13 protein-coding genes are annotated in these 12,249 nt (G+C 71.9%); 1 reads left to right on the top strand and 12 read right to left on the bottom strand.

Translation table 11 applies throughout. From position 1 onward, the window contains the following. Window positions 1-11: 11 nt before the first annotated feature. The 8 genes from MMF93_RS25470 to MMF93_RS25435 form a co-directional block, all read right to left on the bottom strand. The gene (locus tag MMF93_RS25470; RefSeq protein WP_242755116.1) at window positions 12-779 is read right to left on the bottom strand and encodes an ABC transporter ATP-binding protein; all 768 of its coding nucleotides are present in this window, start codon (window positions 777-779) and stop codon (window positions 12-14) included. A gap of 107 nt (window positions 780-886) precedes the next feature. Beyond that, on the bottom strand, window positions 887-1,489 hold the full coding sequence (gene kdpC / locus MMF93_RS25465) for a potassium-transporting ATPase subunit KdpC (protein ID WP_242755113.1): 603 nt from the start codon (window positions 1,487-1,489) through the stop codon (window positions 887-889). A gap of 1 nt (window position 1,490) precedes the next feature. Beyond that, entirely contained in the window at window positions 1,491-3,737 is a 2,247-nt protein-coding gene (kdpB, locus tag MMF93_RS25460) for a potassium-transporting ATPase subunit KdpB (protein WP_242755111.1), read from the bottom strand. Then, window positions 3,737-5,467, bottom strand: a complete 1,731-nt coding sequence (kdpA, locus tag MMF93_RS25455) for a potassium-transporting ATPase subunit KdpA (RefSeq protein WP_242755109.1) — start codon at window positions 5,465-5,467, stop codon at window positions 3,737-3,739. Before kdpA ends, kdpB begins: the two co-directional genes overlap by 1 nt. Before the next feature lie 8 nt (window positions 5,468-5,475). Next, the gene (gene kdpF, locus MMF93_RS25450) at window positions 5,476-5,565 is read right to left on the bottom strand and encodes a K(+)-transporting ATPase subunit F (RefSeq protein ID WP_242755106.1); all 90 of its coding nucleotides are present in this window, start codon (window positions 5,563-5,565) and stop codon (window positions 5,476-5,478) included. A 397-nt stretch (window positions 5,566-5,962) separates the two neighbouring features. Continuing rightward, window positions 5,963-6,757: a DUF3710 domain-containing protein gene (locus MMF93_RS25445; RefSeq protein WP_242755103.1), complete on the bottom strand. Its 795-nt coding sequence runs from the start codon at window positions 6,755-6,757 to the stop codon at window positions 5,963-5,965. A 55-nt stretch (window positions 6,758-6,812) separates the two neighbouring features. Further along, window positions 6,813-7,331 (bottom strand): dUTP diphosphatase, encoded by a 519-nt coding sequence (dut, locus tag MMF93_RS25440; RefSeq protein WP_242757770.1) that lies wholly within the window; start codon window positions 7,329-7,331, stop codon window positions 6,813-6,815. 155 nt (window positions 7,332-7,486) lie between these two features. Beyond that, window positions 7,487-8,089, bottom strand: a complete 603-nt coding sequence (locus MMF93_RS25435) for a PaaI family thioesterase (protein ID WP_242755101.1) — start codon at window positions 8,087-8,089, stop codon at window positions 7,487-7,489. A 57-nt stretch (window positions 8,090-8,146) separates the two neighbouring features. Between MMF93_RS25435 and MMF93_RS25430 the strand changes: the two genes are divergently transcribed. Then, the gene (locus tag MMF93_RS25430; RefSeq protein WP_242755099.1) at window positions 8,147-8,614 is read left to right on the top strand and encodes a DUF3093 domain-containing protein; all 468 of its coding nucleotides are present in this window, start codon (window positions 8,147-8,149) and stop codon (window positions 8,612-8,614) included. 93 nt (window positions 8,615-8,707) lie between these two features. Here MMF93_RS25430 and MMF93_RS25425 read toward each other — a convergent pair whose 3' ends face one another. The 4 genes from MMF93_RS25425 to MMF93_RS25410 form a co-directional block, all read right to left on the bottom strand. Then, the gene (locus tag MMF93_RS25425) at window positions 8,708-9,436 is read right to left on the bottom strand and encodes a hypothetical protein (RefSeq protein ID WP_242755097.1); all 729 of its coding nucleotides are present in this window, start codon (window positions 9,434-9,436) and stop codon (window positions 8,708-8,710) included. A gap of 18 nt (window positions 9,437-9,454) precedes the next feature. Then, window positions 9,455-9,754 carry a DUF4193 domain-containing protein gene (locus MMF93_RS25420; RefSeq protein WP_114019403.1) on the bottom strand — a complete coding sequence of 100 codons (300 nt, stop codon included), beginning with the start codon at window positions 9,752-9,754 and terminating at the stop codon, window positions 9,455-9,457. A gap of 459 nt (window positions 9,755-10,213) precedes the next feature. Beyond that, window positions 10,214-11,488, bottom strand: coding sequence for a sensor histidine kinase (locus MMF93_RS25415; RefSeq protein ID WP_242755095.1), 1,275 nt, complete (start codon window positions 11,486-11,488; stop codon window positions 10,214-10,216). 6 nt (window positions 11,489-11,494) lie between these two features. Then, on the bottom strand, window positions 11,495-12,148 hold the full coding sequence (locus MMF93_RS25410) for a response regulator transcription factor (RefSeq protein ID WP_114019995.1): 654 nt from the start codon (window positions 12,146-12,148) through the stop codon (window positions 11,495-11,497). Window positions 12,149-12,249 lie beyond the last annotated feature (101 nt).

The raw sequence follows: 12,249 nt of genomic DNA, 5'->3' as shown, positions 1-12,249 counted from the left end.
CGGCTACGGCGTCAGGGTTCCGTAAGGATCGTGGGGCCTGTGCCCGCACCGCCGGGCCCGGGTACGTCCCGCGGCGGGCCGGACGCCGCCGCACGGACGTGGTCGCTCAGGGTGCCGTCGGCCAGCTCGACCACCCGGTCGGCGAGGTCGAGCAGGGTCGCGTCGTGGGTGGCCACCAGCGCGGTGACGGGCGCGCTGTCCTCGCCCTCGCCGCGGACGACGGCGCGCAGCAGCTCCATCACGGCGTGCCCGGTCTCGGCGTCGAGCTGGCCCGTGGGCTCGTCGGCCAGCAGCAGCGCGGGGCGGTTCGCCAGCGCGCGGGCGATGGCCACCCGCTGCTGCTGGCCTCCCGACAGCTCTTCGGGGCGCTGCCTGGCATGGTCGGCGAGCCCGACCATGGCGAGCAGCAGCGCGACGCGTTCCTCGCGTTCGGCTACCGGCACCCTGCGCATCCGCAGGGGTACGCCGACGTTCTCCGCCGCGGTGAGAACGGGCAGCAGGGCGAAGGACTGGAAGACGAAACCGATGCGGTCGCGGCGCAGCGCCAGGTTCTCGCTCTCGCCGAGCGTCGCCAGATCGGTGCCGTCCAGGGCGATCCGCCCCGCGTCGGGCGCGTCCAGGCCGCCCACCAGGTTGAGCAGCGTCGTCTTGCCCGAGCCCGAACGGCCCCTGACGGCGACCAGTTCACCGCGTGCGACGGTGAGGGAGACGCCGCGCAGCGCGTGCACGGCGGTCGGGCCGCGACCATAGGTGCGGTGCACCTCTGTGAGCTCGACCATGGGATGTGTCAACGCGTCACCTGTGCGTGTGAGTTCGGGCGTGCGGGTCGGCTGGTCGCGCGTCAGTATGCGGGGGCTCGGGGTGGGTGGCAAGGGGCGGGGCGGGCTCAGCCGGTGGCGGCCGCCACCTCGCGCACCGCCACGTTCAGCTCCAGCACGTTCACCCGCGGCTCGCCCAGGAAGCCGAGGTCGCGGCCCTGGGTGTGCTCGTCCACCAGGTTCCGGACGGCGCCCTTGGTCAGGTGGTGGGCCCGCGCGACACGGGAGGTCTGGATGCGCGCGTACTCAGGTGAGATATCGGGGTCGATCGCGGATCCCGAGCCGGTGACGGCGTCGGGCGGGACGGCGGCGACGGACACGCCGTTGTAGTCGGCGACCGCCTGCCGGTTTTCGCGCACCGTCCGTACCAGCCGCGGGTCGCTCGCCCCCAGCTGCCCGGAGCCGGTGGCGCGCGGGGCGTAGCCGGAGTGCGAGGGCCTGCCGTGGAACCACTCGCGGCCGCTCCAGCGCTGGCCGACGAGCGCGGAACCGACCTCCCTTCCGTCCGCCCGTACGGGCGTGCCGTCGGCCTGGTCGGGGAAGGCGGCCTGGGCGATACCCGTCACGGCCAGCGGGTAGAGGACGCCGCAGACGACGGTCAGGACGAGCAGCGCACGGCACGCGGCCCACGCGAGCCTTCCCGTCCTGCGCGGGGAGAGGGTAGCCGTCATGTCAGTTCACTCCCGGGATGGCGCTCAGCAGCAGGTCGATCAGTTTGATGCCGACGAAGGGGGCGACGAGCCCGCCCGCTCCGTAGACGGCGAGGTTGCGCCGCAGCATGCGAGCGGCGCTCAGCGGCCTGTACCGCACACCGCGCAGGGCGAGCGGGACGAGGGCGACGATGATCAGGGCGTTGAAGATGACCGCGGAGAGGATCGCCGACTGCGGGGAGGCAAGCCGCATCAGGTTGAGCGCGTCCAGCCCCGGGTAAGCGGTGGCGAACATCGCCGGGATGATGGCGAAGTATTTGGCGACGTCGTTGGCGAGGGAGAACGTCGTCAGCGCCCCGCGGGTGATCAGCAGTTGTTTGCCGATCGCCACGATCTCGATGAGCTTGGTGGGGTCGGAGTCCAGGTCCACCATGTTCGCGGCCTCCTTGGCGGCGGAGGTCCCGGTGTTCATGGCGACTCCGACGTCGGCCTGGGCGAGCGCGGGCGCGTCGTTGGTGCCGTCGCCCGTCATGGCGACGAGCCGCCCCGAGGACTGTTCACGGCGGATGAGCGCCATCTTGTCCTCGGGTGTGGCCTCGGCGAGGAAGTCGTCGACGCCCGCTTCCCTTGCGATGGCCCGGGCCGTCAGCGGATTGTCACCGGTGATCATGACGGTCCTGATGCCCATGCCGCGCAGCTCGGTGAAGCGTGCGCGCATGCCGTCCTTGACGACGTCCTTGAGGTGGACGACGCCGAGCACCCGCGCGCCGTCCGCGTCCTCGACGCCGACGACCAGCGGGGTGCCGCCGGCCTCGGCGATCTCCCGCACCACGCGGTCCACCTCGCCCCCGGCGTCCCGGGCATCTCCGGTGCCCCCGGCGTCTCCGGTGTCCCTGGTGTCTCCGGTGTCCCTGGTGCCCCCGGCCCCTCCGGCTCTTGTGACCCGCCCGGCTCCGCCGACTTCCCCGGCTTCCCCGCCGTGCTGTTCGACCCAGGCGCGGACGGCGGAGGCAGCGCCCTTGCGTACCCGTACGAGGCGGCCGTCCTGCCCTTCGAGGTCGACGCCCGACATCCGGGTCCGGGCGGTGAACGGCACCCAGGTGGCGCCCTTCAGGCCGCCCTCGCGACTGCCGCGCAGCCCGTGGCGCTCCTCGGCCAGGGCGACGACGGAGCGGCCTTCGGGGGTCTCGTCCGCGAGTGAGCCCAGATGAGCTGCCTCGGCCAGTGCCGCTTCGGTCGCACCGCCGACGGGAACGAAGGCGGCGGCGCGGCGGTCGCCGAACGTGATGGTGCCGGTCTTGTCGAGCAGCAGTGTGGACACGTCCCCCGCGGCCTCCACGGCGCGCCCCGAGGTCGCCAGGACGTTGCGGCGCACCAGCCGGTCCATGCCCGCGATGCCGATGGCCGACAGCAGCGCCCCGATGGTGGTGGGGATGAGGCAGACGAGCAGCGCGGTCAGCACCGTGAGGGACTGTTCGGCCCCCGCGTAGCGCGCGAGGGGCTGGAGCGTGACGACGGCGAGGAGGAAGACGACGGTGAGCGAGGCCAGCAGGATGCCGAGCGCTGTCTCGTTCGGCGTCTTGCGCCGGGCCGCGCCCTCCACCAGCGAGATCATCCGGTCGATGAAGCTCTCGCCCGGCTTGGTGGTGATCGCCACGACGATGCGGTCGGAGAGCACCCTGGTGCCTCCTGTGACGGCACAGCGGTCACCTCCCGACTCGCGGATGACGGGAGCCGACTCGCCGGTGATGGCGGACTCGTCGACGGAGGCGACCCCCTCGACCACGTCGCCGTCCCCGGGGATCAGGTCCCCGGCCTCGCAGACGACGCGGTCACCCACGCGCAGCCCGGCCCCGGACACCGCCTCCTCGCCGCCCTCCTCGGTCAGCCGCCGGGCGACGCTGTCTGTCCTGGTCCGGCGCAGGGAGTCCGCCTGGGCCTTGCCGCGCCCCTCGGCGACGGCCTCGGCGAGGTTGGCGAACAACACGGTCAGCCAGAGCCAGCAGGTGACGACCCAGCCGAACCACTCGCCCGGGTGACGGACGGCGAGCACCGTGGTGACCACCGAACCGACCTCCACCACGAACATGACGGGCGCCTTGGCCATCGCCCGCGGGTCCAGCTTGCGCAGCGCCACCGGAAGCGCGCGCCCCAGCAGGCGCGGATCGGACAGTCCGCCGCCCGCCGGGCCACCGGGCGGGGCCGCGGCCTCGGCCGTGGCGGGCGCCGCGGGGGTGTGCGGAGGGCGGGTGCGGGATGTCGTGCTCATCAGGAGAGTCCCTCCGCGAGCGGCCCCAGAGCGAGGGCCGGGAAGAAGGTGAGCCCGGTGACGATCAGCACGGAGCCGACCAGCATGCCGGAGAAGAGGGGGGTTTCGGTGCGCAGGGTGCCGGCCGTCACGGGCACCGGAGCCCGGCGGGCCAGCGATCCGGCCAGGGCCAGCGCGAACACCATGGGCAGGAACCGGCCCAGCAGCATGCACAGGCCCAACGTGGTGTTGAAGAAGGGGGTGTCGGCACCGAGCCCGGCGAAGGCGCTGCCGTTGTTGTTCGCGGCGGAGGTGTAGGCGTACAGCACCTCGGTGAAGCCGTGGGCGCCGATGTTGGTCATGGCCTCCTCGCCGTCGGGCAGCGCCATGGCCAGCGCGGTGCCGCTCAGCACCAGGGCCGGGGTGACCAGCAGGGAGCAGGCCGCGCAGGTGATCTCGCGGGTCCCGATCTTCTTGCCCAGGTACTCGGGGGTGCGGCCGACCATGAGCCCGGCGAGGAAGACGGCGACGACGGCCATGACCAGCATGCCGTAGAGCCCGGACCCCACGCCGCCCGGGGCGATCTCGCCGAGCATCATGCCCAGCAGCGTCACGCCCCCGCCGAGCGCCGTGAACGAGTCGTGGAAGGCGTTGACGGCGCCCGTCGAGGTCATCGTCGTCGACGCCGCGAACAGCGCGGAAGCGCCCTCGCCGAACCGCTGTTCCTTGCCCTCCATGGCGCCGCCGGCCGCCTGCGCGGCGGTGCCCGGGTGTGCGAACTCCGACGCGGTGACGGCCAGGACGGCACCGAGCCACAGGAGGCCCATCGCGGCGAGGAGGGCGTACCCCTGGCGCACGTTGCCTGCCATGGTGCCGAAGGTGCGGGTGAGCGAGAACGGGATGACGAGGATGAGGAAGACCTCCAGCAGGTTGCTGAGGCCGCTCGGGTTCTCGAACGGATGCACGGAGTTGGCGTTGAAGAAGCCGCCGCCGTTGGTCCCCAGCTCCTTGATGGCCTCCTGCGAGGCGACGGGGCCGCCCGGTATGTGCTGGGTCGCGCCGGAGAGGGTGTGCACCTCGTGCGCTCCGGCGAGGTTTTGCACCACACCGGTGGCCACGAGCGCGAGTGCGCTGACGAAGGCGACGGGCAGCAGGATGCGGACGACGCCGCGCACCAGGTCGGTCCAGAAGTTGCCCAACTCGCCGGAGCGGGCGGCTGCCTCCTGGGCGCGGGCGGCTCCCTCGTGGGCGTCGGCGGCCCCCTCCCGGGACCGAGCGGAACGGTGGACGAATCCGCGTACGACGGCGACGGCGACGGCCATGCCCACGGCGGCGGAGACGAAGTTCTGCACCGCGAGGCCGGTCAGCTGCACCAGGTGTCCCATGGCGGACTCGCCCGCGTAGGACTGCCAGTTGGTGTTGGAGACGAACGAGGCGGCGGTGTTGAACGCCTGGTCGGGGTCGATCGCCTCGAAGCCGAGCGAGAGCGGCAGCTTGTCCTGGAGGCGCTGGAGCGCGTAGAGGAGCAGCACCCCGGCGGCGGAGAAAGCCAGCACCGCGCGCAGGTAGGCGGCCGGGCCCAGCCGCGCGTCGGGGTCGACGCCGACGCAGCGGTAGAGGCACCGTTCGATACGCAGGTGCTTGGTCGAGGTGTAGACGGCAGCCATGTAGTCGCCGAACGGCCGGTACACCAGGGCGAGCGCTCCGAGGAGCGCGAGCAGTTGCAGTGCGGTGGCGAGGATCGGGCTCATCTCGGCGCTCAGAACCTCTCCGGGAAGAGGAGGGCTGCGACGAGGTAGCCCAGCAGGGAGACGGCCACGGCCAGTCCCACGACGTTCTCGGCGCTCACAGCCTGTCCACCCCCCTGGCGATGAGGGCCACCAGTGCGAAGACGGCGAGGGTGGCGGCGACGAAGGCCAGATCGGCCATCGCGAGCTCCTAGGTGAGTCGGTATTGCTGACCCACTCAGACAAACCCCTGTTCGGGGCGTACACCGGCTCCGTTGACACCCCTCATACGCACCCCCGCGCGCTCTTGACGAGCCCCATACGGAGCTGCCGGGACGACGCACACGAAAACGCTGGGGCGCGCCCATACAGGGGCGCGCGGGGAGAAGCGCCGGTGCGCGCGGGGAGAGACTCCCTTGCGCGCCGGTGGGCGACGCCTCAGGAGGAACCGCACCCGCACACGACGGCGGCCGGCGCCCTTGCGGGGCCGGCCGCCGTCGAACGACAGGTGAAGAGGGGTCAGCGCACCTCGGAGATCTCCGGACCGCGCTGCAGCTTGTCGAGGCCGCCCGCGAAGCGGGAGCCCTCCTCGATCGTCTCCTGCTGCACCCCGTCAGGGACCATCTGCGCGTCCTGCGGCAGCTTGAGGACGATCGGGTCACGGGGCGCCATCGGGCCCTCACCGCGCACCACCACGGCGTCGCGGAAGATCTGCTCCAGCACGCCGGCGGCCTCCGGCTGCACCGCACCCTGGCCGGAGATCACACCGCGCAGGAACCAGCGCGGGCCGTCCACGCCGACGAAGCGCACGACCTGCACCCCGCCCGTGCCGTCGGGCAACTGCACCGGCACCTGCGCCCGCAGCTCCCAGCCCAGCGGGCCGTCGACCGCGTCGATGACACCGCCCTGCTGGGTGATGCCCGAAGCGATCTCCTCACGCACCTCGTCCCAGATGCCCTCACGCTTGGGCGCGGCGAAGGCCTGGAGTTGCACGGCGCTGTCCTGGAGCACGACGGTCGCGGCGACGATCGCGTCACCCGCGACCTCGACCCGCAGCTCCATGCCCTCGACACCGGGGATGAACAGGCCGCCGAGGTCCACCCTGCCGGAGCCGGGGTCGCTGACCTCCTCGACGTCCCAGGGGCCGTCAGGGCGGGGCGCCGGGGGCAGCTTGACCCTGGTCTCGTCCGACGCGGCCTCGTCGGCCTCCGCGGCGTCGGCCGGTTCGTCACGGGCGTCCTGCTCCTGTTCCGTCTCGAACTCGTCCGAGGCGCCCTCAGGCTCTTCGCTCTTCTTGCGACGACGTCCGAACACGTCACTGTCCTCTCAGGTCGGAAGCTCGATCAGCACCGACCGCAACGTAATCCTTCTACTGTGCGGCTGTCTGCGGGGTGTCGCGGGGTTCCTCGGGCGCGGCGGCGGCCCGCCCGGCGGGACGGGCCGCGTGGCCGCCCGTCGAGCCGAACCCGCCCGCGGCGCGCGCTGAACCGGGCAACTGGTCGACCTCGCGGAAACGCACCTTCTCCACCTGCTGGACAACGAGTTGGGCGATACGGTCGAACCGCTCGAACCGCACGGACTCGCGCGGATCCAGATTGGCCACGATCACCTTGATCTCCCCACGGTACCCGGCATCCACCGTTCCCGGTGCATTCACCAACGCGACGCCGCAGCGGGCCGCGAGGCCGGACCGCGGGTGGACGAAGGCGGCGTAGCCGTCCGGGAGGGCGAGGGAGACGCCGGTCGGCAGTACGGCCCGCTCCCCCGGCGCCAACTCGGCGGCCTCGGTGGTCACCAGATCGCACCCGGCGTCGCCGGGGTGCTGGTAGGAGGGCAGGGGCACGTCGGGGTCCGTACGCCGGAGCAGCACCTCGACCGGCTGCCGCACACCGCCGGCAACCCCGGGCGCCTCGTCAGCGCCCAGCAGGCCATCGGCCCCGGCCACCTCAGCGGGCCCGGGCGCCCCGTCAGCCTCGGGCGCCTCGTCGGTCCCGGGTTCCTCGTCGGTCCCGGGTGCCTCGGCCCGCAGGGGATCTTCGTCTGTCACGGGTTCACCTCGAAGGCGCGGGCGCGCCTGACCTGGTCGGGGTCGTCCATGGCCGCCTGGATCTCCTCGCTGCGGCCGTTGTCGATGAAGTGCTCGACCTTCACCTCGATGAAGACGGCGTCGGCGCGTACGGCCACCGGCCCGTCGGGGCCCCCTATCCGGCCGGTCGCGCCGCAGTAGATCTTGCGCCCGTGCACCGCGGTGACCCGCGCGTCGAAGTGCAGCACGGTGTCGACCGGGACCGGCAGCAGGAAGTCGGTCTCCAGCCGTCCCGTCACGGCGATCACGTGCATCAGCCAGTTCAGCGAGCCGAGCGTCTCGTCCAGCGCGCTCGTCAGCACCCCGCCGTGGGCGAGGCCAGGAGCGCCCTGATGAGCGGGTTTGACGGTGAACTCGGCGGTGACGCTCACGCCTTCCCCTGCGCGGGCCTCCAGATGCAAGCCGTGGGGCTGCCCCGCGCCGCAGCCGAAGCACATGTCGTAGTGGGCGCCCAGCACGGTGCCCGGGGCGGGGGCTTCGGCATGACGGACCGGCGCCACGGCGTCGGGCGGGGGCACCAGCGAGGTCTTCGGTGAACCGGGGGGATTGACTGCACTCACGGGTGCAGACCCTACCGCCGTGCGGGGACCGCCGGGACGCCGTGCCAAGCTGGAGACATGCCTCCCGCGCCCGCGCCCTACGACGAACGCCTGACCGCTCCCCGCTCCTGGTGGCTGATCGCCGCCGGTATCGGCGTGGGCTGCGCCCTGATGCTCTTCCCCTTCGGCGTGCTGCCGCTGCTGTGCGGGCTGGTGGGCGGCGCCGCCCTGGCCGCCGTGTGCGTGAGCGCGTACGGCGGCGTACGGGTGCGGGTGGTGGCGGGATCCCTGGTGGCGGGCGAGGCGAAGATCCCGGTCACCGCGCTGGGCGAGGCCGAGCCGCTCGACGAGGAGGAGGCCCGCGCCTGGCGCACGTACAAGGCGGACACCCGCGCGCACATGGTGCTGCGGGGTTACGTGCCCACGGCGGTACGGATCGAGGTCACCGACCCGCAGGATCCCACACCGTACGTGTACGTCTCCACGCGTCACCCTCGGGAGCTGGCCGCGTCGCTGCGTGCCGCCCGGGAGACCGCGCGGCCCTGACAGGGCGCTCAGAGCGGCCCTGACAGCGCGCTCGGAGGGCTCAGGGAGTCCTTCGGGGAGCCGCCACCGTCTGTGAGGCCCCGCCCGGCGGAGTCAGGCAGCGGGAGCGCGGCGCAGGTCCGCGCGGACGCGGGCGGCGAGCTTCGCGGTGTCCTGTCGGTTCAGGTAGGCGCCGACGGCCGCACCGACCAGGAACGGGGTCAGGTTCGGCAGGTTGCGCAGCGTGCGCTTCATGACCTGCTGCCGCAGTTGGCGGCGGAGCTGCCCGCCCATGGCCGCGTTCACGGTGGCGGGCTTGGCCAGGTCGATGCCGCGCTCGCCCGTCCAGGCGCTCAGATACGCCATCGCCCGCTCGCGCGGGCCGCCTGGGGCGCGCCGCCCGTAGACCTCGTGCAGCTCGGCGATGAGCTTGAGCTCGACACCGGCGACTCCGACGATCTCGGCAGCCAGCTCGGCGGGCATGGCCGGCGGTACGGGCATCATGGCCGCGGCACCGACACCGGCGCCCACGGTGGCCGAGCTCTTGGTGGCTCCGGCGACCAGCTTGTCGGCCAGCTCCTCGGTGCCCAGGCCGGGAAACTGTGCGCGCAGGGTGTCCAGATTCCGCACCGGCACACGCGGCGCGGTCTCGATGATGCGGTCCGCGACGACGCGCAGGAAGGCGCGCGTGCGGCGCCCCCGCGCGCGCCGCGACCGCTTGTCGTGCTCGTTGCTCTCGGACAGCTCTGCGCCGTCCTCCGCCGTGCCGTCCCCGTACGGCACGAGCGAGGCCGACCGGTCATGAGGGCCCCGCTCGTCGTCACGTGCGTCGTCGACCGCCACGAGCAGCAGTCCGTCCGGTCAGGCCGCGCAGTCGCGGCAGATCGGCTGGCCGTTCTTCTCCGCCGCGAGCTGCGAGCGGTGGTGCACGAGGAAGCACTCCATGCACGTGAACTCGTCGGCCTGGCGGGGCAGCACCCGGACGGACAGCTCCTCGTTGGAGAGGTCCGCACCGGGCAGCTCGAGACCCTCGGCCTGCTCGAACTCGTCCACGTCGACATTGGTCGCGGACTTGTCGTTCCGCCGGGCCTTCAGCTCCTCGATGCTGTCTTCGTTGACATCGTCGTCGGTCTTGCGTGGAGTGTCGTAATCCGTAGCCATTTCGCTCTCCCCCTCTGGGTGTCTTTGGTGTCTCCAGCGCACGTAACGCGTGAGAGGCCGGACTTGTGCCCGGCCTGAGGCGGAGATTTTGCCTCACATCAAGGTCTGTTACTCAATCGACACCCAACCGGACCCCTGAAGAGGTGATCACGTCGGCTGTCGAGGAGGACCATAAACGGTCCCCGGTAGCGCTCCGCACACGCCATCCCGGGTACTGCCCACGATCTCCACCTGCGGAAACCTGGACTTTCCCGGATTTCTTCCCGCCTGGAGGACACAGTGTGCACACCCCTGGAAATTCGCGTGTGTGATCGATCACAGCGCCTCCGCAAGCGGAGCGGGAGCCGCCGGATTCCGCGAAGGGCGAACCTCGCCTCGGCCACTCTCAGTCCCGGTCCGTCACGTGTGTCACCCCCACGGTCCTCTCTTCGTGACAGCCTCACAGCTCTCCGTGAGGCCTCACAGCGGCAGCGTCACCCGCATGACCAGACCGCCCTCCTCGCGCGGCACGGCCGAGACCGTGCCACCGTGCGCCCGCGCGACCGAACGCACGATCGACAACCCGAGCCCGACCCCCTTGTCGCTGCCCGTCCGCTCCGTACGCAGACGCCGGAACGGCTCGAAGAGGTTGTCCACCTCGTAGGCCGGGACGACGGGACCGGTGTTCTCGACCACCAGGACCGCCCACCCCGGCTGGGCCTCCGTACCGACCGAGACCCATCCACCGTCACGCAGGTTGTAGCGCACGGCATTCTGCACCAGGTTCAGGGCGACCCGCTCCAGCAGTACCCCGTTGCCCTGCACGTATGTGGGCTGACGCACCCCGCGCAACTCCACGCCCTTGGTGTCCGCCTCCCCGCGGGCCTGCTCCACGGCCTGCGAGGCGACCTCCGCGAGATCCACGGGTTTCCGGTCCACCAGCTCGTTCTCACTCCGTGCGAGCAGCAGCAGGCCCTCCACCAGCTGCTCGCTGCGCTCGTTGGTGGCCAGCAGCGTCTTGGCGAGCTGCTGGAGCTCCGGAGACCCCTCCGGGTCGGCGAGCTGCACTTCCAGGAGCGTCCGGTTGATCGCCAGCGGGGTACGCAGCTCGTGCGAGGCGTTGGCCACGAACCGCTGCTGCGCCGTGAAGGCGCGGTTGAGCCGGTCCAGCATCTCGTCGAAGGTGTCGGCCAGCTCCTTGAGCTCGTCGTCCGGGCCCTCCAACTCGATCCGCTTGTGCAGGTCGGACCCCGCCACCTGGCGGGCCGTACGCGTGATGCGGCCCAGCGGCGAGAGCACGCGCCCCGCCATCACGTAACCGAAGGCGAAGGCGGCCACCGCAAGACCCAGCAGGGCCAGCAGGGAGCGCCGCAGCAGCCCGTCCAGGGCGATCCTGCGCTGGGCGTCCAGGCAGGCGGAGAGACGGTCCATGAAGGCGTCGCTGGGCAGCGTCCCGGTCAGCCCAGGACACCGGTCGGAGGTGGGCTGGGTCTTGCCGCTGAGGATGCGGAAGGGCAGCTCGCTGAGGTTGTCCATCGCCTGCGCCGCCAGCAGGTAGATGATCGCCAGCAGCAACATGCCGGCGATCAGGAACATGCCGCCGTACAGCAGGGTGAGCCGTATCCGGATGGTCGGCCGCAGCCAGGGCGACGGGCGCGGCGTCTCGCGCGGGTCCCAGTTCGGTTTGGGCGGCGTGCGGGGCGCCGAGGGGCCGCCGCCCCAGTCGGACCCCGTCGGGGTGGGGGAGGTAGCCATCGGCGATCAGATCCGGTACCCCGCGCCGGGCACGGTGACGATCACCGGCGGTTCGCCGAGTTTGCGGCGCAGTGTCATCACCGTCACCCGCACCACGTTGGTGAACGGGTCGGTGTTCTCGTCCCACGCCTTTTCGAGCAACTGTTCGGCCGAGACGACGGTTCCCTCCGCACGCATCAGCACCTCCAGCACCGCGAACTCCTTGGGCGCCAGCTGCACCTCCTCGCCGTCCCGTGACACCTCACGCCGTCCGGGATCGAGCTTGATCCCGGACCGCTCCAGGACGGGCGGCAGCGCCGTCGTCGTACGTCGCCCCAGCGCCCTGACGCGGGCCGTCAGCTCGGAGAACGCGAACGGCTTGGGAAGATAGTCGTCCGCACCCAGCTCCAGGCCCTCCACGCGGTCGCTGACGTCGCCGGACGCGGTGAGCATCAGCACCCGGGTGGGCAGACCCAGCTCCACGATGCGGCGGCAGACGTCGTCGCCGTGGACCAGCGGCAGGTCGCGGTCGAGGACGACGACGTCGTAGTCGTTGATGTCGATGCGCTCCTGCGCCGCGGCGCCGTCGTAGACCACATCGACGGCCATGGCCTCCCTGCGGAGGCCCGTCGCCACGGCATCGGCGAGCAGCTGCTCGTCCTCGACGACGAGTACGCGCACAGCGCTTTTCCTTCCCTGTGGTGGAGCGGGGGGTGTCCCCGGACGGAGCGGGGGCGATGATGGCTCCCATCCTGCCTCGGACGCCGGTAAACCGGCGGTAA

This window comes from Streptomyces tubbatahanensis, from assembly GCF_022699385.1.
Taxonomy (GTDB): domain Bacteria; phylum Actinomycetota; class Actinomycetes; order Streptomycetales; family Streptomycetaceae; genus Streptomyces; species Streptomyces diacarni.
Note: the sequence above shows the minus strand (reverse complement) of the source record. Positions and strands in the feature narration are given on the sequence as shown.